The sequence below is a fragment of the Verrucosispora sp. WMMD1129 genome, from assembly GCF_029581255.1.
GTDB lineage: Bacteria > Actinomycetota > Actinomycetes > Mycobacteriales > Micromonosporaceae > Micromonospora > Micromonospora sediminimaris.
Genome location: NZ_CP120741.1, coordinates 6,356,299 through 6,379,284 on the forward strand (window position 1 = coordinate 6,356,299; position 22,986 = coordinate 6,379,284).

Consider the following 22,986-nt stretch of genomic DNA (forward strand, 5'->3'; position numbering starts at 1 on the left):
GATAGTCGATGGTCACCGATGGCTGTCGCTGTGACACTCCCCGTGGGGAGGCGAGATGACAGCCAGCCGAGAGGTGGGATTCGGGCCCGATCCGGTGCTGGTGGGCCGGGCAGCCGAGCTGGAGTCGCTGGACAGCGCGGTGGCCACCGTGCGCGGCGGGCGATCCGTGGCGGTCGAGGTGTGCGGCGAGGCGGGCCTGGGCAAGACCCGCATCCTCCGCGAGCTGGCCCGGCGGGCCACCGACGCCGGGCTGCTGGTCCGCCTCGGCCGGGCCACCCAGTACGAGCAGGGGGTGCCGTTCGGGCTCTACGCCGAGATGGTGGAGGCGGCCGGCAGCGGGCCGGACGACGCGGCGCAGCCGTCGGTGCCGGCGGCGGTGCGGCGGATGCTCACCCGGGCGCCGGAGCCGGGTGCCGCACTGCTGCTCGACGACGTGCACTGGGCCGACTCGGCGTCGCTGGAGCTGACCGAGCATCTGATCGGCAACCCCCCGCCGGTGCCGATGCTGCTCGCCGTGACGTTTCGCAGCGCCTGCCCGCCGGCACGGCTGGTCAACGCCATCGCGCGGCTCGGCCCGGCAGCCACCCTCATCGACCTTCCGCCGTTGGACGTGGCAAGCCTGGACATCCTGCTGGCCGGCGTGCCACGTCGCCGCCGGGAGCTGATCCTGCGGGCCAGTCTCGGCAACCCGCTGTACATCCAGGCGCTGTCCCGGCTCGACGACACTGAACTGGACGGTCTGGTGTCCCTGGCTCGGCGGCACGACCCGGTCGACGCCGACTGCCTCGCCGGATCGCGACGGTCCGTGCTGGCCGGGCTCGCCGCCGAGATCACCGCCCAGCAGTTGTCGGTGCAGCGGGTCGCCCACATCGCCGCGGTGGTCGGCGACCACACCACGATCGACCTCGTCGGGCACGTCGCCGGCCTGCCGATGCCCGTGGTCACCGCTGCGGTCGACCAGCTCGGGCGGCTCGGGTTGCTCGACGCGGACGGCGGTCGGCTGCGCTACCGGCATCCGTTGATGCGGGCCTCGGCGTACGCCTTGACCGGTGCGGCCTGGCGGTTCGAGGCGCACACCCGCACCGCCGGCTATCTGCGCGGCCGGCGGGCGTCCCGGCGGTTGGTGGCCCACCACACGGAACGGTCCGCCCGCCACGGCGACGAGACCGCCGTGGCCACGCTTGTCGACGCGGGTGTCGCGTTCGCGCACGAGGCCCCCGCCGAGGCGGCCCGCTGGCTCGGCACCGCGCTGCGCATCATGCCGGACATGGGTGCGCACGACGAGCGGCGTGCCGAGGTGGCGATGTGGTACGCCCGGGCCCTCGGCCGCAGCGGCGAGTTGGCCCGCAGTCGCGAGGTGCTCCAGCGGCTGCGTCGCGCCGAGGGGCCGGTGCAGCGGCGGGCCGAGACGTTCAGTGTGGCGGTGGCCCGGCAGCTCGGCGACTTCGCCGAGGCGGCCGCGACGCTCGGCACGCAGCTCGGGCGGGGCGGGCTCGACCCGGTCGAGGAGGCGAAGCTGCACGTGGAGCTGGCGGCCGTGGACGCGTTCCGGGAGGAGCCGACCTCGGCGGTGCACCACGCGCAGCGGGCCCTTGAACTGCTGGACGAGCGCCGGTCGGTGCTCGTGGCGGCGGCGCTGACGTTGCGGGCGCTGGCCACCCTGTACCTCGGCTGCGCCAGGTCGGCGCGCGAGCAGCTCGCTGCCGCCGTCGTCGCCGTGGACGCCACCGGCGACGCGGACCTGCGCCCGTACGTCGAGATCGTCTCACCGCTGGCGCTGGTGGAGATTCAGTTGGGCAACCTCGCCGACGCCGACCGACATCTCGCCCGGGCGAGACGGATCCTGGACGGCCTCGGGCCGAGCAGTGCCTCGCCGTACCTGCTCGTCATGGAGTCGCTTGTGCACACCCGCGCTGGCCGGCTCGCCCGTGCGGTGCGGGCCGCGGAGGAGGCGCGGGCCGCTGCCGAGCGGGTGGGCAGCACGGAGATGGCCGCGATGGCGGCGGCGGTCCGGCTACGTCCGGTGTTGTGGACCGCCGGCCCGGCTGCGGCCCTCGACACCGCCGGCCCCGCCTCGGCTCACCTCGACGCCGACCTGAGCGGTGCCGGGCCCGAGGTGGCGGTCGGGCAGCCACGGTCCCGGGCGTGGTGGCGGATAAATCGGGTGGAGCTGGCGCTGGCCAGGGCGGTCGCGGGCGACTGGGGTGGCGGCGCCGACCTGCTCATCGAACCGGCGGCACCGCCGTCGAGACATCCACCGGTGCTGGTGGCGCGGGACCTGGTCGCGGCCGTCGCCGCCGTCGGGCGAGGTGACCACACCATCGCCAGGCAGGTCGGTGAGCGGGCGGAACGCCGGGCGACGGCCGCCGGTCTGCCGTACGAGATCGGACTGGCCCGGTTCGCCCGGGCCTTCACCGCGTACCGGATGGCGGACCCGGAACGGGCGACGACGCTGGCGGAGAGCGCGGCGGCCTGCTTCGCGGCGGCCGGAACGCCGATGGAGGCAGCGTTGTCCTGCCACCTCGCCGGTGCCGCGTACCTCGTCGCGGGCCGGCCCGGCCCCGGCGCCGCGGCACTCGACCGCGCCGAGACCGGTTACCGGGCCTGCGGCGCCGGCTGGGCCGCATCCGTGCTCGCCGGACATCGTGCCGCCGGCCCGGCCCGTGCCGGACGACCGGGCGGTGATGCCGTCCTCACCGCCCGGGAGCGGGAGATCGCCGGCCTGGCGACGACCGGCCTGAGCAACAAGGAGATCGCCGCGCGGCTCTACCTCAGCCCACGGACCGTCGAGTCCCACCTGAACCGGGTCTTCGCCAAGCTCCAGGTCCACTCCCGCACCGCGATGGCCCGCCGGCTCACCGAGGCTCCCGGCGACCACGGGCCACCTGCGTAGCCGCTTGCGTAGTTCCACGGATCCGCTCCGCTGGCGCGCTTTGCCACCCTGCCGGTACCCGATTCCGCAGGACGTGAGGGGTGATGATCGTGGACGGAAAACGCCGGTCCCGGCACCGGACCGCCATCGCGTGGTGGTCGCTACGGCGACGTTCCTGGGCGGCGGCCGTGCCGATGCTGATGGTGGTCGGTCTGCTGACCACGGTTCAACCGGCGATGGCCGCCCCGACCGGCTCGACGATCGCGCCGGCCCAGCCGGAGAACGCGTCGACCGAGGCCTGGGAGCCACGACCCACGCTGCCCGGACCGGTGGTGGTGCCGCGTAAGGGCACCCGGCCGGCGCCGTTCACCAGCCGGACCGCACCGGTCAGTCCCAAGGCCCTGCCGGGGCAGGAGAAGGCGACCGGGAACGGGCTGCGGGCCGACGCCGGGTCCGCGGTCCGCAGCCGGACCGCCGGCGCCGGTCAGGACGCGGACTGGTACTGCCAGGAGCAGGTGGCGCGCCGGACGTCGGTCAACGCCGACGCCGACAACTACTCCGCGACCGTCGAGTATCTCGCCGAGCTGAGCTGCAACTTCTACCTCGACTACGCGTACGGTGTCGCCGGTGTCGTCGACCGCACCCCCGGCTACGACGGCACGTTGCTTTACGTGGGCTCGCCGTTCGCCTTCAACCGGTACTACTACGGGGCCACCAGCGGCGGCGTCCGGATCCCCGGTGACTTCTACGACGGTGGCCGCCAGGTGGAGATCCTCTTCGAGCTCTACCTGCTGGCGCCGGTCGGTTCCGCCTGGGGCGCCTGCGGCCCGCTGCCGGGCCTGCGCTACCTGCTCTGCGAGGGGCTCGGCACGGATCTGCTGCACATCGTGTTGGGCACCGGAACGTTCGACAGTGGACTGGCGGCGCCGGTGATCCGCTTTACCGCGCTGGGTGACTCCTACTCCGCCGGCACGGGGGCGCCGCCGTACCTGGGCCCGCCGAACCCCGGGATCTGCCGTCGCGCCAACGCCACCTACTCGATGCAGGTCCAGGGCGACCGCTTCCGCGGTCTGCCGATCGACCGGACGAACCTCAAGGCGTGTCACGGCGCGCGGATCAACGACCTGACCAACCGGCAGAGCCTGGAGGAGTTCGCCCAGGTCGACTACGTGAAGCCGTACACGAGGCTGGTGACGGTCACGATCGGTGGCAACGACCTCGGCTTCGCCGCGAAGCTGCGCGACTGCGCGCTGTCGGACTGCGGCGGTGCCCCACTGGTCACCCCGGCGGAGCTACAGGCCACCCAGACCCGGCTGGTCTCGCTCTACCAGAACATCCTTTCCCGGATGCGGTCCGACGCCGTGCTGGCGGTGCTGAGCTACCCGGCCTTCCTGCCGGTGCCGGGGGTGGACCCACTGCCCACGAGTAGCGGATGCTTCGGTACGAACGCCACCATCGACACCGCCGAACTCACCCGCATCGCCGAGGCCACGGCCCAGGCCCGTGACATGATCGCCGCAGCCGTCCGGGCGACCGGTGACGGGCGGATCGTCTTCGTGGACGCCTACGACGTGTTCCAGGGCCACCGCGTGTGCAGCGGTGATCCGTGGTCGAACGGGTTCGTGGTCGCCGACCCGGAGGATTCCTTCCACCCCAACGCCCGCGGCTACCGGGCCATGGCCGACCGGCTGCGCCAGGTGCTGGGCATCACCCTGTGACGTGATGCCGGCAGGGGCACCCGGTGCCCCTGCCGGCATCACCGTGGCGGCCGGTTGCCGGCCGCCTCACGTGGTCGCCAGGGCCTCGGTGGGGGAGAGGCGGGAGGCACGGATCGCCGGATACAGGCCGGCCAAGCCGCCGATGAGCAGCGTCGCGAGCACACCCCCGATCGTCGCCCACGCCGGGACCACTGTCGGCCAGCCCTGGGAGAGCGCGTACCCGGAGGTCACCAGGATGCCCAGCAGCACCCCGCCAGCTCCACCGAGGGCTGACAGCAGCAGCGATTCGGCGAGGAACTGGGTGCGGATCTGCCCCCGGGTGGCACCCAGCGAGCGGCGCAGCCCGATCTCCGAGCGCCGCTCCAGCACCGAAATGACCATGGTGTTGGCCACTCCGACGCCACCGACGAGCAGGGCCACCGCGCCCAGCCCCAGCAGCAGCGCGGTGAACGTCTCGTCAGTGGCCTGGGCGGCGGCCAACGCGTCCGAGGGGCGGGAGACGTCGACCTCGTTGGGTGCCTCCGGATTGGCGGTCGCCCCGAGCACCGCGCGGACCGCCTCGACCTGGTCGGCTTCGGTCCGGGTGTAGACGGTGGTCGGGTGACCGTCGAAGCCCAGGTGGTTCGCGGCGACGGCCCAGCCGACCAGGGCCGAGTTGTCCAGCTCCGGTGCCAGCGGTGCCGGAGCGAGGATGCCCACCACGGTGAACCAGCGATCACCGAGCCACACCTGCACGTCCGGGCCGGCGGCGCCCAGCCCGAGCCGCTCGGCGGTGGTCGCGCCGAGCACCACCGCCGGGTACCGGGCGGTGGCCTCGTTCAGCCAGGTGCCGCTGGCCACCTCGCCGCCGACGGTGTCCAGGAGCCCGAGCCGGGTCGCCCGTACCGCGATGCCGCCGGTCTCCGCCTGCGGGATCCGGTCGGTGCGGTAGACCTTGGCGTCGGCGATCTGACCGGTGGCCGCCACCTGCGTCACCGGACCGATCCGGCCGATCATCGCCACCGAGTCCGCAGGTAGTTGGGCGTCCGCACCGAAGAGGGTCCGGCCCGGTGACACGGTGAGCAGGTTGGTGCCGAGCGCGGCCAGGGTACGGTCCAGCTCGGCGCGCGAGGACGACGAGATGCCGACCACGGAGATCATCGCGGCGATACCGATGGCGATGCCCAGCGCGGAGAGGAAGGCCCGCAGCGGGCGGGTCCGGAGCCCGACGCCGCCTACCCGCACCACGTCGGCGGCGGGCATCCGGGCCGGGGTGAGCTGCGCGCCCGGCCGGTTCTGCAAGGTCACCGACATGTCAGCTCACCCCGCTCGACACGAGCCGCGAGTCCGCGCAGATCCGCCCGTCGCGCATCCGCACCTGCCGCGGCAGGGCGGCGGCGATCTCCCGGTCGTGGGTGATCACGACAACTGTGGTCCCGGCCCGGTGCAGCTCGTGCAGCAGGTCGAGCACGGCCGCGCCGGAGCCGGTGTCGAGGTTGCCGGTCGGCTCGTCGGCGAGCAGCACGGCGGGCTCACCGACGACCGCACGGGCCACCGCGACCCGTTGCCGTTCGCCGCCGGAGAGTTCGTGCGGCCGGTGCCCGAGCCGGTGCCCGAGACCGACCCGATCCAGCGCGGCCTCGGCCCGCCGCCGCCGCTCCCGGCGGGGTACGCCGGCATAGAGCAGTCCGTCTGCCACGTTGTCCACCACCGGTACGCCCGGGGCCAGGTGGAACTGCTGGAACACGAAGCCGATCCGGGTGGCGCGCAACGCGGAGAGTTGCCGGTCGGACAGCTGCGCCACCTCGTGACCGTCGATCACCACCCTGCCCGAGGTCGGCTCGTCCAGCGTGCCGATCACGTTGAGCATCGTCGACTTGCCGGAACCGGACGGGCCGACGATGGCCACCAACTCGCCGTACCCGATGCGCAGCGACACCTCGGCGAGCGCGACCACATCGTCGCCGTACCGCTTGCCGACCTGGTCGAGCACGACCACGTCCCCGCTCACCGGGGCATCCCGACGGTGGTGCCCTCGACGATTCCGTCGCCGGTGATCTCGACCCGACCGTCGGCGAACAGTCCGGTGGTGACCGCGACGATCCGGCTGGTTCCGTCTTCGAGAACCTCCAGGCCGTAACCGCCCTCGGCGAGCGCCAGCAGCGCGGCCACCGGCACGGTCAGCACGTCCACACGCTCGCTGACCGTGAAGGTGACCTCGGCGGACGCCCGGTCGAATTCGGCCAGTGCCGACTGATCCTCGACCGCGATCGTCACCTCGATCTTCGTCTCGGCGCTGGTGTCGCCACCGGCGTCCGCAGAACCGTTGCGGATCACCGTCTCGACGGTGTCGATCTTCCCGGCCACCTGCCGGCCGTCGGGCAGGGTGACCTGCACCGTCGTGCCATGTTCGGCGAGACGCTGGTCGTCGACGTCGAGTTCGGCGGTGACCAGCCGGCTGGTGCCGGTGTAGGTGAGCACCGCCTGCCCCGGCTGGATGGCCGCGCCCACGTCCAGTTGGTGACCCTCCACCCGGACGGCACCGTCGGCGAAGACGATGCGACCCAGCTCGACGCGGCCGTTCTCCGGCACACCGAGGTCGTCCTGCCAGGCACGGACCGCCTCGGCGGTGGCCCAGGTGTACGCGTCGTCGACGGTGAAGCCGGAGTAACCGAGGGTTTCCAGGTTTCGCTCCAACTGCTTGACGTCCGCACCCTCGACGCCGGGTCGCAGCGTCCGGTAGGCGGGCAGCCGTCCGTACAACAGGACCACCGGGTCGTTGTCGACGGCGTAGAGGGCCTTGCCGCGCGCCACGGTGGCGCCGGTGTCGGGCAGCGCGGTGAGCGTGCCGGGCAGCCGGCTGGTAGCGGTCCGGCTGGGCCCGTATCCCAGCTCCCCGTCGATGGTCTCGGCGTCGGCGAGGGTGTGTCGGGTGACGGCGGCGCTGCCGGGCGTGGCGGTGCGGGCCTCGACCGAGCCGTCGCCGGAGCCACCACCGAAGCCGACCGCCGCGGCCACCCCGGCTCCGGCGACGAGGATCAGCGCCGCGCCACCGGCGGCGGGCAGGCGGGTGCGACGGGTCACCGGCCGCCCCCGAACTGCGGGGCGTGCTGACGGCACGCCTCCAAGGCGGAGCGGAACGCCGGGTCGTCCGGGTCGATTCCCAGGGCGTCCCGCTGGATCTGGATGCGGCCGTCCGCTGCCGGGTCCGGGAAGTCGGGCACACCGTTCTCGCGCATGCACCGGGCCATCACTCGCATCTGTTCGAGCTGTTCGGCGTCGAGCTGCGCCGCCTGCCCACCGTTGGGCAACAGGTGGCGGCACTTCTCCATGGCGGCCTCGACCTGCTTCGGGTCGACACTGCCGTCGAACCGGAACATCGGTCCGTTGCCGGCCTCCGGGTCGGGCATCTCCACCCCGTTCTCCCGCATGCAGCGGGCGAATTCCAGCCTTCGTTCGGCGTCGCTGCCGGCGGCATCGTCTCCGGCGGTGGAGGCGGTGGGCGCGGCGGCGCCGCCGGCGGTGGCCACCCCGGTCCGGTCGCCGTCCTGGCCGGCGCACCCGGCGAGCGCCAGGATCAGCAGTACGGGAAGCGTGAGTGTGCTCCGTCGCATCGTCGGTGTCCTCTCCGGTGTCCGACGACGGTCGCCGGACACCGGACCAGTGCATCCGCGGTGACGTATCGCGGGCGTAACCGATCACGTTTACGGCGGCGTTATCTGCGGTCGCGGCACCATGGACCGGTGCGAGTGCTGGTGGTCGAGGATGAGGACGTGTTGGCCGACGCCATCGCGGAGTGGCTGCGCCGGGAGGCGTTCGCGGTCGACGTCGCGTACGACGGCGATGCCGCGTTGGAACGGCTCGGGGTGAACGAGTACGCGGTGGTGGTGCTCGACCGGGACCTGCCGGTGGTGCACGGCGACGACGTGTGCCGGGCGATCGTGGACTCCGGGGGTGACACCCGGGTGCTGATGCTCACCGCGGCCGCGGCGGTACGTGACCGGGTGGCCGGCCTCGCCCTGGGCGCCGACGACTACCTGGTGAAGCCGTTCGCGCTTGTGGAGTTGGCCGCCCGGGTGCACGCGCTGACCCGGCGGGCCCGGCCCGCCGCGCCACCGACGTTGCGCCGGGCGGGCCTCGCGGTGGACCCGGGCCGCCGCGAGGTGTACCGCGACGGTCGGTACGTGTCGCTGTCGCGCAAGGAGTTCGCGGTGCTGGCCGAGTTGCTGCGTGCCGACGGTGCGGTGGTCTCCGCCGAGGAACTGCTGGAGCGGGCGTGGGACGAGCACATCGATCCGTTCACCAACGTGGTCCGGGTCACCGTGATGAAGCTGCGGCGCAAGCTCGGCGATCCTCCGGTGATCGAGACCGTGCCCGGCACGGGGTACACGATCCGGTGAAGCGACTGACTCTGCGGGCCCGCCTCACCCTGGTCTACGGCGGTCTTCTCCTGCTCGCCGGCATCGTTCTGCTCGGCGTCACGTACGTGCTGGTGGACCAGCGGATGCCGCAGCCGATGCGCGCCGAGTTGCCGGACAGCGCCACCGTGGTGACCCGGATGCCGACGTCGATGGAGGACCTCGACAAGATCCGCATGTTGATCCAGGACGTGCAGAGCGAGGCCAAGCGCTCCGCCCTGGAGTCGCTGCTCACCCAGGGCGGCCTCGCGCTGGTGGTGGTCTCGGCGGCGGCCGTGGTGATCGGTTGGCTGGTCGCCGGCCGGGCGCTGCAACCACTGCACCAGATCACCGGGACGGCCCGCCGGATCGCCGGGGCCGACTCCGCCGGACGTGGTCTGCACGAACGGATCGCGTTGACCGGCCCCCGCGACGAGGTGCGGGAGTTGGCCGACACGTTCGACCAGATGCTGGAGCGGCTGGACCGGTCCTTCGACGGCCAACGCCGGTTCGTGGCGAACGCCTCCCACGAGTTGCGTACGCCGCTGGCGTTGAACCGGGCGCTTGTGGAGCTGGCGGTCAGCCGACCGGACGCCCCGGACGAGGTTCGTCGGCTCGGTGAAGCGTTGCTGTCGGTGAACGAACGGCACGAGCGGCTGATCGACGGTCTGCTCACCCTCGCCGACTCGGAGAGCGAGGTGACCGAGCGCGCGGTGGTCGACCTCGCCGAGATCGCCGCCCACGTGGTCGAGCAGGTGACGCCTGGGCACCCCGGTGTTGCGGTGCACCGCTCGTGGGAACCGGTCCGCACGGTCGGCGACCCGGTGCTGCTGGAGCGGCTGGTGTTCAACCTGGTGGAGAACGCCCTGCGGCACAACGTGCCGGCGGGCGGCTGGGTGCGGGTGCGTACCGGGCAGGTGGCCGGGCGTCCCACGCTGGTCGTGGTCAACACCGGTCCGGTGATCCCGAGCTACGACGTGGAGACGATGTTCCAGCCGTTTCGGCGGCTCAGCCGGGAGCGGGTCGCCGGCACGCGGGGCTTCGGGCTCGGGCTGTCGATCGTGCGGGCGGTGGCCCGGGCCCACGGCGGCGTCGCCGAGGCTGAACCACGCCCCGACGGCGGCCTGACCGTGACGGTGACACTGCCGTCGTCCACGCCGTGACGGTGATGTCGCCGGTCGTGCCGTTGCGGTGATGTCGGCGCGTCGGCTCGCGGGGTGATGTCGCTCAGCGGAGTCCGGACACCAGGCGGGCGACGTCCTCGGCGCAGCCGTAGGAGAGCGTCACGCCGGCGCCGCCGTGTCCGTAGCAGTGAACCACCGGACCACGACCGGTGACCTCGACCTCCAGCCGAACGCTCGGACGGCCGGGTCGTAGTCCGACCCGGTGGCCGAGGATCCGCGCGTCGCGCAGCGCGGGTACGAGTTCGGCGCAGCGGTCGACGATGCCGCTGGCCGTGTCCGCCCGAACGGTCAGGTCCTCGTCGCCGTCGTCGGCGGTGCCACCGAGCAGCACCGTGTCACCCCGGGGTACGACGTAACGCAGGTGCGCCGGATCGGACTGGTCGAGAACCCACTCGCGCAGGCCGAACTGGGCGACGACGACCACCTGCCCCCGCACCGGAGAGAGGTGTACGTCACCGACCAGTTCCCTGGACCCGAGCCCGGTGCAGTTGACCACGGCATCCACGCCCACGAAGGCGTCGGCCAGCTTCTCGTACCGCCCGGCGCGGACCGTGACCCCGGCGGCGGTCGCCTCGCCGAGCAGCCAGGGCAGGTGGACCGCCATGTCCGCCACCGGGACGGTCAGCTCGAAACCGTCGGCGTAGCCGGTCGGTAGTCGTTCGGCGGCGACCCGGGCCAGGTCCGGCACCGCGTCCCGCCACCACGGCTCGGCGGCGGGCCGACGGAACAGCTCCCGACCCAGGCGCATCCGTACGCCGGTGCGCCGATCGGCGGCCAGGCCACGCAGGGTGGTGTAGGTGGACGCCGACCAACGGGTCACCTCCGCCGCCGGATACGCGCGGTAGGGATACCAGAGTGCCGCCGCGGTCGCCGATGTCGTGTCGTCGCCCGTCCGGGCGGCAACCACGTCGACGTCATGGCCGTCGCGTGCCAGGCGCAGCGCACTCGTCAGACCGACGACGCCGGCACCGACCACCCGGACCCTCATGCCTGGAGATCACACCACAGGGACACCGTGCTGGACAGCGCCGGCCAGGTCGTCGGAGCGTGGCTTGGACAGGCGGACGCTGTCCGGTGGGATGTCGCCGGTGGCTGTGCGGGTGTAACCGGCGCGCTCGTACCGGCTGATGTTGCGGACACTGCGGTGGCCGGTGAAGAGGGTGCAGTGCGTGGTCTGCTCGGGCGCCTGTCCTTCGGCGTACGACAGCAGCCAGGAGCCGATGCCGTTGCCTGCCTGGTCGGGCGCCACCATCAGGCGACCGATGAGCCAGGCGCGCTCCTGCGCCCGGGCACGCACCGCAGCGACGAGGCGGCCGTCGCGGCGTACGCACCACCATCGCCAGGTCTCCAGCGACGCCCGCAACTCGTCGATCGTCTCCCGCAGCGGCGCCAGGTCGAGGGTGTCGTTGACGATGGCCTCCTGGACCCAGCAGCACCGCTGCAGGACCAGCAGCTCCGCCAGGTCGCCGGCCTGGGCTTCGCGGAGTGTGAGACCGGTGACCGGCGCGTCGACGGCCGTCGGGTCGGTGCCGCCGCGCAGCGGACGAAGCGCACGGGCCACCCGGCTCAGCTCGACCAGCAGCGCGCGGGCGGCCTCGTCGAGCGCCGCGGACGAGGCCACCTGACCGTCGTGGACGGTGTCCGCGATGCGCAGGGCCACCGTGGCGCCGACCGGCATCATCCGCAGCGTCGTGACGACCTGCTTCGCCATCTGCGCGGATCGGGTGCCGGCGGAGGTGTTGCCGTAGCTGACGAAGGCCACCGGCTTCCACGCCCACTCGTGGTAGAGGAAGTCGAAGGCGTTCTTCAACGCCGCCGGCATGCCGAAGTTGTACTCGGGCGTCACCACCACGAAGGCGTCGGCTGCGGCGACGGTGTGGCTCCACCGGCGGGTGTGCTCGTGCCGGTAGCTGCCGCTCGCGGGATGTTCGGGCTCGTCGAGCAGGGGCAGTGCGACGTCGGCCAGATCAGCGACGTCGACCGTGATCGCGTCGGACGCGGCAGCCGGGCGGACGGTCCGGACGAACCAGTCGGTGATCGCGGGTCCGAGCCGGCCGGGTCGGGTGCTGGCGGTGATGACGAGGACACGAAGGTCGCCGGAGCTATTCGATGACATGTCAACGACCATAGGCGTACTTTCAATGACGTGTCAATGACATGTAGGGTGGCGGACATGGAGACGGCTTGGCTGAGTGCGGAGGAGGAGCAGGCGTGGCGGGCCTTCCGGCGGCTGCTCACCGCCCTACCCGCCCGGATCGGCCGCGACCTGGCCCGCGACTCGGGATTGTCCGCTGCGGACTACGAGGTGCTCAGCACGCTGTCGGAGAAGCCCGACCGCCGATGGGCGCTCCGGGAACTGGCCGCCAAGATGGAGTGGTCACGCAGCCGCCTGTCCCACCACGCCGCCCGGATGCAGGCACGGGGGCTCATCGACAAGGAGCCGGACCCGCAGGACGCCCGTGGTTGTCTCCTGCACCTGACCGACGACGGCTTCGCCATCCTCGAACAGGCCGCCCCGCACCACGTCGTCTCGGTACGCTCCCGTTTCCTGGAGCACGTGAGCGCCGACGAACTCGCCGTGCTGCGCAAGCTCTCGACCCGGATCGCCGACCTACCCGACTGACTCCGGCGACTCGACGTGACCGGGGCGGTGACCGCCGCGACGTGCCCGGCGGCGCGACGACCGGCCCGGCCGCCCAGAGTGGCGGTCGGCGGCCGAGCGCACCACCATGGCCGGTGGGTGCCGGCACCGGCACCCACGGAAACCAGCGCGGGAGAGTGGCAGCAGTGAGTTCATCCGAGAGGTCCACGTCGACGGTCCGCCAGTTGCGGCTCGTAGTGCAGGCCGACGACTACGACGCGGCGGTGCGTTTCTATCGCGACGTGCTCGGCCTGCCCGAGCAGGCCGCGTTCTCCGGCGCGGACGATGCCCAGGTGGTGATCCTGGACGCCGGACGGGCCACGCTGGAGATCGCCAACCCGGCGCAGAAACGCATGATCGACGACGTGGAGGTGGGACGTCAGGTCGCCCCGCGCATCCGGGTGGCGTTCGAGGTGGACGACACCGCCGCGACCACCGACCGGCTGGTCGCGGCCGGCGCCGAGCAGGTGGCACCACCCACCACCACGCCGTGGCAGTCGGTCAACGCCCGCCTCGACGCCCCGGCCGGCCTGCACATCACCGTGTTTCAGGAGCTGCGTACGCTCGACGAGCGCGCCGCGCTCGACGGATTCGGCACCGACGCGGCCGGTTCCTCACCCACTGGCGACGACGTGGGCCGGTGACCGGACGTCCGGGCCGCCGGCACCGTGCTCAGTCGGCGGCCGGCTTCGGGGTGCCGCAGAGTCTGGTGCCGGGCGGAATGACCTCCTCGTCGCTGTGGATGACGTACGGCGGCGGCCCCAGCTTGCCGGACGGGTCGATCGGCTTGACGTTGATCAGGCTGAGGAACTTGTTGATCACGTTCACCACCGGGGCCAGGATCGTGTATCCGACGCCGTACGAGGCTCGGACGCCGATGCCCACCCCCCGGCAGACCGCCAGCGGAGCGCCGAGCGCCGATCCGATTGTCGTCCCGTACGCGGTGGACACCTCGAAGAACAGGCCGGCCTTGAGCACGAACGCGCTGAAACCGACGTCGAACCGGACCTGATGCTCGATGAGCAGGCCCATCACCCCGACCGGAACGCCAGTCAGCGAGTTGATCAGGCTCTCCTTGCGCTTGAAGTTCTTGCTGACCTGGGGGCCGAACGTGCCGTTGGCGTAGCCGTAGCCGAGCGAGCCGGCGAGGGAGAACTCACCCTTGCCCTTGATCGTCCCCGCCTTCGCGCCGAAGGCGGTGGTGACCTTCACCGTCTGGCTGACGGTCAACGCCAGCGGTACGCCGAGCACCGTGCCCATCGGGATGCTGAAGTCCACCGGGATGGGGAGCACCGTCCTGATGTTCTGCCCGTCCCGGAGACCAGCCTCGAACGAGTAGCGGATGCCGAAGCCGCCGCTGATCGACAGCTCCGCCCGGGTCACCGAACCGCCCTTGATGTTCAGGTGGAAGTCCGCTTCCGGCTTGGCGAAGGTCAGTGCGGCCCGTCCGGACAATTTCGTACCGTTGCGGTGGTAGTGGAAGCTGACCTCCGCGCCGTCGTTGAGGCTGACGCCGGTGGAGAAGTTGGCGACGACCGTCCTGACCTCGCCACCGCCACGGCTCGGCGGCGGCTGGTTCGGTCGGGGCGGTGGCGGGGCGAGCCGCAGCGGCCCGGCCCGGCCGGCGCGGCCGGTGGGTGTGGCGACCAGGGCGCCGGCCTCCTCCTCGGACATCGCCCAGATCGGCTCACCGGCCTGGTAGACGACCGGGTTCTCAATGGCGATGCCGCGCTGTTCCAGAGTGCCGTCGCGGATCACATCGGTCACGCTGACCGGGCCGATCGTGACGAGCAGGTCGCCCCCGTCGCGCTGCACGTCGAGCACCCGGCCGACGCCACGTCCGGTGACGAACATGACCTTCCCGGGCGTCAGGTCATCGGCACGGGAGGCGTCGCCGTCGATCCGCCAGGTCAACCCGTCGGCGGTGACCGACCGGACCGAGCGGCCCCCACCGCCGACGAGCACCACATCCGGCTGGTACGTCAGGTCGGGATGCGGCACCGGCGCCATGCCGTAGCGCAGCGCGGACTCGCTGTACGGGTCCTCGGCGGCGGTTGGATCGCCCGAGGACCGACCGCCACACCCTGTCGTTGCCAGCGCGAGGACCACGGTGAGGACAGCCGAGACAACCTTGCGCACCGGTACTCCTCATCGGGGTCGGGACGGTGCCACCCACCGGCACCATGGCACCGGAGCTGCGGCGTCAGGCGCGGTCAGACCAGCGAGTACCGGGCCGGGCCCTGAGTCGACCCTAGACAGCGCCGGCGGCGAGGGAATCAGGGATTTCCCCACGCCTCGACGGCACCGGCGGGACAACCACGTCCACATCCGCACCGCACGACGCGTACACTTCCGGCATCTGGCCGCGCTCGGTTCGCGGCCCCGGCGTTCGAGGCGGTGGAGATGGATCGGGTGCTCGACACCGTCCGCCGCTCGCGCCTGCGACGACGATAGTCGTCCCGCTCACCCGCGCGTTCCTTCCGCCGTGCCCGCACCTGTCGTGCGGCCGGCACACCTCGGCGGCACCGTGGTGCGGCGCAACCACATCGGCGACTGGGGAACCCAGTTCGGCATGCTCATCCAGTACCAGGTCGAGCACCCCGACCCGCCGGCACCGGACGACACCGGCACCATGGGCCGGCTGGCCACGCTCTACCGGCGGGCCCGGGCGGAGTTCGACACCGACTCCGCGTTCGCCGACCGGGCCCGGCGGCGGGTGGTGGCGTTGCAGACCGGCGACCCGGGCACCGTAGCCGCCTGGCGGGACATCGTCGCCGAGTCGACCCGCTACTTCACCCACGTCTACGACCGGCTCGGGGTGCGGCTCAGAGACGCCGACACGGTGGGGGAGAGCGCCTACAACGCCGCGCTGCCCGAGGTCGCCGACGAGCTTGAGCGCCGGGGGGGGCGCGGTGACCAGCGATGGCGCGCTCTGCGTCTTCTTCGACGACCTCCGCGGCCCGGACGGCGAGCCGACGCCGCTGATCGTACGCAAGCGGGACGGCGGTTTCGGCTACGCCGCGACCGACCTGGCCGCGCTGCGGCAACGCGTCGTCGAACTGCACGCCGACCGGCTGCTGTACGTGGTCGACGCCCGGCAGGCCCTGCACTTCCGGATGGTCTTCGACACCGCGCGTCGGGCCGGTTGGCTGCCGTCGACCGTGGCCGCCGTGCACGTCGCCTTCGGTACCGTCCTCGGCCCGGACGGGCGACCGTTCAAGACCCGGGCCGGCGACACCGTCCGCCTGGTCGATCTGCTCACCGAGGCGGTCGACCGGGCCCGGGAGGTGGTCGCGGCGAAGAATCCCGGGCTGACCGGGTCCGCCCTGGACGAGCGGGCGCAGCAGGTCGGAATCGGCGCGGTGAAGTACGCCGACCTGGCGACCAACCGGACCCGGGACTACGTGTACGACCCGCAGCGGATGCTGTCGCTGGTCGGCAACACCGGCGTCTACCTCCAGTACGCGCACGCCCGCGTCCGCTCCATCCTGGCCCGGGCCGACGGTGTCGACGCCACAGTCGACGTGACGGCGGCGCTGGAACCGGCCGAACGGGCGCTGATCCTCGATCTCGACGGGTTCGCCGACACCCTCGCCGAGGTGGTCGCCGGTCACGAGCCGCACCGCCTCTGCGGCTATCTGTACCGGCTGGCGCAGACCTTCACCGCGTTCTACGAGCACTGCCCCGTGCTACGCGCCACCGGACCGCAGCGCGCCAACCGCCTCGCCCTGTGCCACCTCACCGGCGACACCCTCCGCACCGGCCTACACCTCCTCGGCATCCCCACCCCCACCCACCTATAACCCCCCACCCCCACCCCCGCCCGCGGCGGACGCGTTGATCAAGAAGTTTTCGTCTGCGTTCGCGCGTGTCGGAGACCAAAACCTCTTGATCAACGCGGGCGGACGGGCGGACGGGACGCAGGTGCGGTGCGGTACGGACGGACCGGTGCACGCGACCCCGATTCGGGGCGAGTCTGGTGTGGACCAGTGGCGGGCGACGGCGGGCGTTGCGCCACTGGCCACCTACCTGAGTGAGATGGCCGCGATCTGTGCCGAGGCAGAGACCAGCCGCTCGACCGGCAGCCCTTGATACGGTGGCGGCACGCCGGCCATCACCCGTATCCGTGGGCCGGGTGTGTGAACATGATGGTGTGATCGTCGTGGCGTTCGACGCACCCGTTGACGAGCCAGCGCAGGTCACCGGGTTCGAGTTGGGACACGTCAGCCTGCGCTGGGACGGTGGGGCCCACAGTTCCCGCCAGTTCGGGTCGCGCGGGCTGTTGATGGTGTATCTCGCCGCAGCGGACATGCTCCACGGCGTCGCGACCCTGTTGGCGCGCCGGGATGACAGTTACGTGTTCACCGGTGCCTCCAGCGCCTGGAGTTTCGCCCTGCGTCGTACCCGCCGTCACGGACTGCACGTCAGCACGCCCGCCGGCAGGCTGCTCTGCCATACCTCCGAGGCCGAGTACGCGATGGCAGTCTGGCGCGGCACCGAGCGGTTGCTGGCAACCCGTACCCCGATCGACGGCGGTCCCTTGACCGACCTGCGGACCGCCATGGCGGCGTTTCCGGATATCTACCGGCGCTGAGGTGCCGAGGCGGGCAGGTTGAGGCAGCCAGTTGAGCTGTGCCCGGCTACGAGCGACTGGGCTTCGAGCCATCTCGGCAGTCGCTGCAGCGGCCGGCGCGCGAGACCTGGATACAGACATTGGGCGAACCGTGACGAACGTCGACTGCTTCGATAATGGATGGTGCCAGGCCGCTCTTTGGGTTTGGGTGCACCATGAGCATCATTCTGAGCACCCCGAGCGTTGATGAGCTGCCATCAGCGGTGGACGCGCTCAAGCGGTGGCAGTTTGACGGGGGACCGCTGCAACTGCATTCCGGCGATCTCGGCTGGCACTCGTTACGTGGTGCCGAGGCTACGGCGGCTGACCTCCGGATGTGGTTGCGCGACGGGGTGGTTCACGCGATCGGGCTGCTGGACGGCCCCGAACTGGTGCGCATGGCCGTCGCTCCCGACTGGCGTGATGACGAGGCGTTGGCCCGCCGGCTCGCCGCTGACCTGGACGCCCCAGGGCGTGTGCTGGATCCCGACGGTGCGACCGTCGAAGCCCGAGGTGCGCAGCGTCTCACCCAGTTGCTGCTGGAACGGGGTTGGGAGCGGGATGAGCCGTGGACAACGTTCCACCGCTGTCTCTCAGACCCGGTGCAGGACTGCGGTCTGCGTATCGAGACCATCGAGTCCGATCGCGCCGAGGTGTGGGTCGGCGTCCACTGGTCCGCGTTTCGCGGGTCGCCCTTCACTGATGCCGACCGGCGCCGCACGGTTGGGCGTTGGCTCGCCATGGCCGGTGGCCCGTTCTACGCTGACGCACGCTGCCTCGCCGCATTCGATCAGGGCGGCGAGGCCGTGGCAGTCGCGGCAGTGTGGTCAGCCGGCCCGGGGCGGCCAGGATTGCTGGAACCGATGGGCGTCCACCAAAGTCACCGAGGCCATGGTTACGGCACGGCGATCACGCTCGCCGCCGCTGCGGCACTTCGCGACATGGGTTCGTCCAGCGCGAGTGTGTGCGTGGAGAGTTCCAACGTCGGCGCCGTAGCCACCTACGCCTCGGCCGGCTTCACGCCGTCAGCTGAGGTGACCGATCTGCGCCGCGGTTCCCGGTGAATACCGGGGCAGCTGTCGTGCTAGATGAGGGTGACGGAATCCGGTAGCCGCGGCGCGGGACGGCTGGGTAGAAAGCGTCATGACGTCATGGACCGTGGCGGCTCCCGCCTGCTGCTGACAGTGCTGGAGCACCAGGCATGCGTGCCTGGTGCAGTACATGGAGATCTGGTACGGCAAGCTCGCAGGGCGCCGATAAATGATCTTCCGGTGGGTGTTCGTCAGGGCCGCCCTCGGGGCGACGTCTGGTTCGAGGGCGGGCACAGGGTTCGGCGCATGCAGACGCGGGGCCAGCGGTCGAGTCCGTGCGCTGCCTCGCGTTGGCGGATGGCCCGAAGACCCGGGGTGAGGTCGCTCTGGTCCAGGGTGTGAAAGCCGCAGCGGGCGTAGTACGGGGCGTTCCACGGCACCTGAGTGAACGTGGTGAGGGTCAGGGCGGGGATGCCGCTGGCCATCGCATGGTCGACGAGGTGGTCGATGAGCTGACGTCCGATCCCGCGACGGGCGGCGTCGGGATGTACGGAGACCTGTTCGATGTGGAAGTTGCCGTCGACGAGGTCGGCGATGAGGTAGCCGACCGGCCTTTCGGTCGTGTCGGTGGCCACCCAGGCGCGGCCTGCCTCGCGGTAGCGGCCGAGGATGTCCAACGGCAGCGGTGCATCGTCGGCTATCTGCGGCATACCGACGTCGCGGAAGCATTGTCCGGCGGCGCGTTCGATGTCCTGCAGGATGGGTAGCTCGTCCTGACGCGCCTCTCGGATCTGCACCGGAACATTCTGTCGGTGCTGTTCTGTACCGTCACCCACGTTTCCGTGCCAGCGCCGGGTGCCGAGACCGGCCGCCGCCGTCGGCCCGTCGCCGTTGACGTAGGCGACGGCGTGGAAGCGGTCACTGTCTTGACGGGTGTCGATTTCAAGCGGAGACTGCGTAACACCCCCGAAACAGTGACCAGGGCCGTCCGGGCGCGGGTGATGTTAGCGCTAACGTCGGCCGCGCCGGACGGACGGAGAGTCGCATGTCCAAAGTCCTGACCAGGGCGAGCGCTCTGCTCGCCGCCCTGTGTCTGCTGTTGCTGCCGGCGGCACAGGCACCGCGTGCCGAGGCCGCCGCGCTCGACCCGTTCGCCGGCTACCTGATGGCGCACTTCACCGGCGAGTCGGCCACCGGCGAGCAGGTCTACTTCGCCCACAGCCGGGACGGGCTGAACTGGCGCGACCTGAACAACGGCGCACCCGTGCTGCTGTCCACGGTCGGCACCCGGGGGGTGCGCGATCCCTCCATCGTCCGTTCGCCCGCTGGCGACCGGTACTGGATCGTCGCCACCGATCTACGGATCGCCAGCGGCACCTCGTGGAACGACGCGGCGAACCGGGGCAGCAGGTCGCTTGTGGTGTGGGAGTCCCGCGACCTGGTGAACTGGTCCGCACCCTGGCTGATCAACGTCGCCGGTGCCATCCCGGGCGCCGGCAACGCCTGGGCGCCGGAGGCCATCTACAACGCGGCGACCGGTGACTATGTCGTCTACTGGGCGACGAACTCCCTGCGCGACGGCGTGACCAAGCACCGCATCTGGTACGTCCGCACCAGCGACTTCCGTAGCTTCACCGCGCCCCAGCTCTACATCGAACGCCCCGGCGGTGGGCAGGGCATCATCGACACCCAGATCGTCGAGGTACCCGGGTCCGTCGGTGGGTACCGCTACTACCGGGCGTCGGCCGACGGGCACATCACCATCGAGGGCAGCAACTCGATCCTCGGCTCGTGGACGACGCTGGGTAACCTCTCCCACCTGGGCATCTCCAACGGCACCGGCGGCGGCAACGTGGTCGAAGGGCCGATGTGGATGCAGTTCAACGGTCGTAACGAGTGGGCGCTCTGGCTCGACCAGTACGCCACCGGGCGTGGCTACATGCCGGTCACCTCCACCAACCTGGGCAGCGTCACGAACTTCCGGACCCGGACCGACTACCAGCTGGGTGCCAGCCGTAAACGACACGGCTCGATCCTGAACCTGACCGCCGCCGAGGAGAGTGCGGTGCTGGGACGCTGGGGCGCCACCACCCCGGCCAACCGGATCCAGGCGTACACCCACCAGGACCGGTACGTGCGGCACGCCAACTACGACGTACGCATCGACGCGAACGTCAGCCCGGCCCAGGACGCCCAGTTCCGGGTGGTGCCCGGGCTGGCCGACGCCGCCGGCGTGTCGTTCGAATCGGTCAACTATCCCGGCCACTACCTGCGGCACTACGGCTTCGACTTCGTGTTGGCGGCCAACGACGGAAGCTCGGTCTTCGCCGCCGACGCCACCTTCCGGCAGGTTGCCGGCCTCGGCAACACGTCCTGGTCGTCGTTCCGGTCGTACAACTACCCCGACAGGTACGTCCGGCACTACAACTACCAGCTGCGACTCGACCCGATCAACGACGCCCAGGCACGCGCCGACGCCACGTTCCGCCTCACCTCGTAGCCGTTCGCCAGCGGGTGCGCGTCGACGGTTCCGTCAGCGAAGCGGCACCGGGGCGATCACCGCGAAGCCCACGTGTGGGTGAATCGGGACGAACCGCCTTCGCGGGTGTTCCGGTGGATGGCGAACACACCGCACGAGGTCGTCTCCGACACGATCAACGTGTCCCAGCCCCTGATCGACGCCCTGCCGCAGACCAAGCAGGTGGTGATTCAGCCGGCCCGCGCCGGCTGCCTCGTACCATTGCGCAGAGATCGTGGACCGCGCAGCGGGAGGGGCCATGGGCAAAGGGATTTATGTGCAGGAACTGCCAGGTATCGGCAAGCGGTACGACGTCGACCTGGGCAGCAACACCCAACGGATCTCGGTGGTGGTACGCCGGGACGGCAACCGTGACCTCTACGTCTTCGCCGCCGGGCAGGATGATCCGGTCGCCGTGATCGAGATGTCGGAGGAGCAGGCGCGTAAGGTGGGCGCCCTGCTGGCCGGCACGTACTTCTCCGAGTAGTCGTTCCGCGTCTTGCGCTCTCGCTCAGTCCGCTCCAGGAGTCCTCATCGTGCATGCTGACCTCGTGGGCTTCGGGGCCCTCGTACTGATCGCGGGCCTGCTGGCCCGTGCGGGTCGTCGGATCAACCTGCCCACCGTGCCGTTCTTCATGCTGGCGGGCATCCTGCTCGGGCCCGGTACCCCGGGGCCGGTGCTGATCGCTCATCCCGAGGACCTGAGCCTGCTCGCCTCCCTCGGCCTGGTCCTGCTGCTGTTCCATCTGGGCGTCGAGTTCCCGGTCGACCAGGTGCTCGGCAGCGGTAAACGACTGTTCGTCGCCGCCGGTTCGTACATCGGCCTCAACGTCGGTGCGGGGCTGCTCTTCGGCTTCGCCCTTGGTTGGGGTGGCTACGAGGCGTTCGTGATCGCCGGTGCGCTCGGCATCTCCTCGTCGGCGATCGTGACGAAACTGCTCATCGAGTTCCGGCGGCTGGCCAACGCGGAGACGCCGGTAATTCTCGGCATCATCGTGATCGAGGACCTGTTCCTCGCGCTGTATCTGGCGCTGCTCTCGCCGCTGCTGTCCGGTGCCGGGTCCGCCGGGGAACTGGTGCTGCGCATCGGCCTGAGCTTCGCCTACCTGGTGGTGCTCTTCGCCGTCGCCCGCTTCGGCGCCCGCCTGGTCGGCAAGGTGATCGACAGCAACGAGGACGAACTGCTGGCCATCCTGATGGTCGGGTTGGTCGTGCTCGTCGCCGGGGTGTCGGCCGAGATCGGCGTCTCCGACGCGATCGGCGCGCTGATGATCGGTCTCGTGGTGGCCCGTACTCCCATCCGCGAACGGGTCGAACGTCTGGTGCTGCCGCTGCGTGACGTCTTCGCGGCCGTCTTCTTCCTGGTGTTCGGGCTGAGCATCGACGTCGGCGACTTCGGCTCGGTGGCGCTGCCGGTGCTGCTCGCCGTACTGATGACCATCGTCACCAACGTGGTGGCCGGCCTGATCGCCGGCCGGTTGTTCGGGCTCAACCAGCGCGGGGCCGCCAACGTCGGCCTGACCGTGCTGGGCCGGGGCGAGTTCTCGCTGATCCTGGCCACCCTCGCCATCGCCGCCGGTCTGGACGACCGACTCGGTCCGTTCATCGCCCTGTACGTGCTGATCCTGGCCGTGGCGAGCCCGCTGCTCGCGGCGAACTCACGTTTCCTGGCTCGGATGATCCCGGACCGGCTGCTGCACTCCAGTTGGCGGTACGTGCGTGAGGAGACGATCAGCACCGCCTGCACGCACCTCGACCGGATCCACATCACCGAGTCCGACGCGGACGCGTGCCCGCAGTGTGTGGAGAGCGGCGACGACTGGGTGCAGCTGCGGATGTGTCTGACCTGCGGGGCGGTGGGCTGTTGCAGTGACTCGGTCAACAACCACGCGGAGGAGCACTACCGGCAGACCGGCCATCCGTTGATCCGGTCATTGGAGGAGGGCGAGGACTGGCGGTACTGCTACATCGACGGTGCCCTGATCCGCGAGCCCATGGGCGCCACCCGGGAGTGACAAGCAGTACGCTGGGCCC

General features: G+C 71.1%; 20 protein-coding genes and 1 pseudogene. 13 read left to right on the plus strand and 8 right to left on the minus strand.

Going from position 1 to position 22,986, the window contains the following annotated elements; translation table 11 throughout:
• The first annotated feature begins 55 nt into the window (after positions 1-55).
• Positions 56-2,893, plus strand: coding sequence for a LuxR family transcriptional regulator (locus O7624_RS29405; RefSeq protein ID WP_282238190.1), 2,838 nt, complete (start codon positions 56-58; stop codon positions 2,891-2,893).
• A gap of 89 nt (positions 2,894-2,982) precedes the next feature.
• Positions 2,983-4,590, plus strand: coding sequence for an SGNH/GDSL hydrolase family protein (locus tag O7624_RS29410; RefSeq protein WP_282238191.1), 1,608 nt, complete (start codon positions 2,983-2,985; stop codon positions 4,588-4,590).
• A 66-nt stretch (positions 4,591-4,656) separates the two neighbouring features.
• Here the strand turns inward: O7624_RS29410 and O7624_RS29415 are convergent, their stop codons facing one another.
• The 4 genes from O7624_RS29415 to O7624_RS29430 are packed head-to-tail and all read right to left on the minus strand — an operon-like array spanning position 4,657 to position 8,183.
• Positions 4,657-5,883 carry an ABC transporter permease gene (locus O7624_RS29415; protein WP_282238192.1) on the minus strand — a complete coding sequence of 409 codons (1,227 nt, stop codon included), beginning with the start codon at positions 5,881-5,883 and terminating at the stop codon, positions 4,657-4,659.
• 1 nt (position 5,884) lies between these two features.
• The gene (locus O7624_RS29420; RefSeq protein WP_282238193.1) at positions 5,885-6,580 is read right to left on the minus strand and encodes an ABC transporter ATP-binding protein; all 696 of its coding nucleotides are present in this window, start codon (positions 6,578-6,580) and stop codon (positions 5,885-5,887) included.
• Entirely contained in the window at positions 6,577-7,653 is a 1,077-nt protein-coding gene (locus O7624_RS29425; RefSeq protein WP_282238194.1) for a peptidoglycan-binding protein, read from the minus strand. The genes O7624_RS29420 and O7624_RS29425 overlap by 4 nt, the downstream gene beginning before the upstream one ends.
• Positions 7,650-8,183 (minus strand): hypothetical protein, encoded by a 534-nt coding sequence (locus tag O7624_RS29430; RefSeq protein ID WP_282238195.1) that lies wholly within the window; start codon positions 8,181-8,183, stop codon positions 7,650-7,652. The genes O7624_RS29425 and O7624_RS29430 overlap by 4 nt, the downstream gene beginning before the upstream one ends.
• Positions 8,184-8,312: 129 nt before the next feature.
• Here O7624_RS29430 and O7624_RS29435 point away from each other — a divergent pair, with 129 nt between their 5' ends.
• Positions 8,313-8,969 carry a response regulator transcription factor gene (locus O7624_RS29435; RefSeq protein WP_282238196.1) on the plus strand — a complete coding sequence of 219 codons (657 nt, stop codon included), beginning with the start codon at positions 8,313-8,315 and terminating at the stop codon, positions 8,967-8,969.
• On the plus strand, positions 8,966-10,129 hold the full coding sequence (locus O7624_RS29440; RefSeq protein WP_282238197.1) for a HAMP domain-containing sensor histidine kinase: 1,164 nt from the start codon (positions 8,966-8,968) through the stop codon (positions 10,127-10,129). The genes O7624_RS29435 and O7624_RS29440 overlap by 4 nt, the downstream gene beginning before the upstream one ends.
• 64 nt (positions 10,130-10,193) lie before the next feature.
• On the opposite strand, the gene O7624_RS29445 is transcribed toward O7624_RS29440, so the two are convergent.
• Both O7624_RS29445 and O7624_RS29450 read right to left on the minus strand, forming a co-directional pair.
• Complete coding sequence (locus O7624_RS29445; RefSeq protein WP_282238198.1) at positions 10,194-11,138, minus strand: FAD-dependent oxidoreductase; 945 nt, start codon at positions 11,136-11,138, stop codon at positions 10,194-10,196.
• A 9-nt stretch (positions 11,139-11,147) separates the two neighbouring features.
• On the minus strand, positions 11,148-12,266 hold the full coding sequence (locus tag O7624_RS29450) for a bifunctional NAD(P)H-dependent oxidoreductase/GNAT family N-acetyltransferase (protein WP_282238199.1): 1,119 nt from the start codon (positions 12,264-12,266) through the stop codon (positions 11,148-11,150).
• Between the two features lie 57 nt (positions 12,267-12,323).
• Between O7624_RS29450 and O7624_RS29455 the strand changes: the two genes are divergently transcribed.
• Together O7624_RS29455 and O7624_RS29460 are read left to right on the plus strand one after the other, a co-directional pair.
• Positions 12,324-12,773, plus strand: coding sequence for a MarR family winged helix-turn-helix transcriptional regulator (locus tag O7624_RS29455; RefSeq protein ID WP_282238200.1), 450 nt, complete (start codon positions 12,324-12,326; stop codon positions 12,771-12,773).
• A gap of 164 nt (positions 12,774-12,937) precedes the next feature.
• Positions 12,938-13,435, plus strand: coding sequence for a VOC family protein (locus O7624_RS29460; protein ID WP_282238201.1), 498 nt, complete (start codon positions 12,938-12,940; stop codon positions 13,433-13,435).
• Between the two features lie 28 nt (positions 13,436-13,463).
• Here O7624_RS29460 and O7624_RS29465 read toward each other — a convergent pair whose 3' ends face one another.
• On the minus strand, positions 13,464-14,930 hold the full coding sequence (locus O7624_RS29465) for a hypothetical protein (RefSeq protein WP_282238202.1): 1,467 nt from the start codon (positions 14,928-14,930) through the stop codon (positions 13,464-13,466).
• A 433-nt stretch (positions 14,931-15,363) separates the two neighbouring features.
• On the opposite strand from O7624_RS29465, the pseudogene argS (O7624_RS29470) reads away from it, so the two are divergent.
• The 4 genes and pseudogenes from argS (O7624_RS29470) to O7624_RS29485 form a co-directional block, all read left to right on the plus strand.
• A pseudogene (argS, locus tag O7624_RS29470) lies at positions 15,364-15,621 on the plus strand (arginine--tRNA ligase); the annotation flags it as partial.
• An 82-nt stretch (positions 15,622-15,703) separates the two neighbouring features.
• On the plus strand, positions 15,704-16,594 hold the full coding sequence (gene argS, locus O7624_RS29475) for an arginine--tRNA ligase (RefSeq protein ID WP_282238203.1): 891 nt from the start codon (positions 15,704-15,706) through the stop codon (positions 16,592-16,594).
• A 350-nt stretch (positions 16,595-16,944) separates the two neighbouring features.
• Positions 16,945-17,385 carry a hypothetical protein gene (locus O7624_RS29480; protein ID WP_282238204.1) on the plus strand — a complete coding sequence of 147 codons (441 nt, stop codon included), beginning with the start codon at positions 16,945-16,947 and terminating at the stop codon, positions 17,383-17,385.
• 194 nt (positions 17,386-17,579) lie between these two features.
• Positions 17,580-18,467, plus strand: a complete 888-nt coding sequence (locus tag O7624_RS29485; protein WP_282238205.1) for a GNAT family N-acetyltransferase — start codon at positions 17,580-17,582, stop codon at positions 18,465-18,467.
• A gap of 218 nt (positions 18,468-18,685) precedes the next feature.
• Here the strand turns inward: O7624_RS29485 and O7624_RS29490 are convergent, their stop codons facing one another.
• Positions 18,686-19,231 (minus strand): GNAT family N-acetyltransferase, encoded by a 546-nt coding sequence (locus tag O7624_RS29490; RefSeq protein WP_282238206.1) that lies wholly within the window; start codon positions 19,229-19,231, stop codon positions 18,686-18,688.
• Between the two features lie 248 nt (positions 19,232-19,479).
• On the opposite strand from O7624_RS29490, the gene O7624_RS29495 reads away from it, so the two are divergent.
• The 3 genes from O7624_RS29495 to O7624_RS29505 all read left to right on the plus strand — a co-directional run bounded on the left by O7624_RS29495 (position 19,480) and on the right by O7624_RS29505 (position 22,967).
• Positions 19,480-20,934, plus strand: a complete 1,455-nt coding sequence (locus O7624_RS29495) for a glycoside hydrolase family 43 protein (RefSeq protein ID WP_093406731.1) — start codon at positions 19,480-19,482, stop codon at positions 20,932-20,934.
• 277 nt (positions 20,935-21,211) lie between these two features.
• Positions 21,212-21,439, plus strand: coding sequence for a potassium transporter TrkA (locus O7624_RS29500; protein ID WP_282238207.1), 228 nt, complete (start codon positions 21,212-21,214; stop codon positions 21,437-21,439).
• Positions 21,440-21,488: 49 nt separating this feature from the next.
• Positions 21,489-22,967, plus strand: coding sequence for a cation:proton antiporter (locus O7624_RS29505; protein ID WP_282238208.1), 1,479 nt, complete (start codon positions 21,489-21,491; stop codon positions 22,965-22,967).
• Positions 22,968-22,986: the final 19 nt, after the last annotated feature.

What these genes read in the sequence shown, in the direction of transcription:
- O7624_RS29405 (WP_282238190.1), top strand. Translation starts at nt 56, where the DNA reads ATGACAGCCAGCCGAGAGGTGGGATTCGGGCCCGATCCGGTGCTGGTG.
- O7624_RS29415 (WP_282238192.1), bottom strand. Translation starts at nt 5,883, where the DNA reads ATGTCGGTGACCTTGCAGAACCGGCCGGGCGCGCAGCTCACCCCGGCC.
- O7624_RS29430 (WP_282238195.1), bottom strand. Translation starts at nt 8,183, where the DNA reads ATGCGACGGAGCACACTCACGCTTCCCGTACTGCTGATCCTGGCGCTC.
- O7624_RS29445 (WP_282238198.1), bottom strand. Translation starts at nt 11,138, where the DNA reads ATGAGGGTCCGGGTGGTCGGTGCCGGCGTCGTCGGTCTGACGAGTGCG.
- O7624_RS29450 (WP_282238199.1), bottom strand. Translation starts at nt 12,266, where the DNA reads ATGTCATCGAATAGCTCCGGCGACCTTCGTGTCCTCGTCATCACCGCC.
- O7624_RS29455 (WP_282238200.1), top strand. Translation starts at nt 12,324, where the DNA reads ATGGAGACGGCTTGGCTGAGTGCGGAGGAGGAGCAGGCGTGGCGGGCC.
- O7624_RS29485 (WP_282238205.1), top strand. Translation starts at nt 17,580, where the DNA reads ATGAGCATCATTCTGAGCACCCCGAGCGTTGATGAGCTGCCATCAGCG.
- O7624_RS29495 (WP_093406731.1), top strand. Translation starts at nt 19,480, where the DNA reads ATGTCCAAAGTCCTGACCAGGGCGAGCGCTCTGCTCGCCGCCCTGTGT.
- O7624_RS29500 (WP_282238207.1), top strand. Translation starts at nt 21,212, where the DNA reads ATGGGCAAAGGGATTTATGTGCAGGAACTGCCAGGTATCGGCAAGCGG.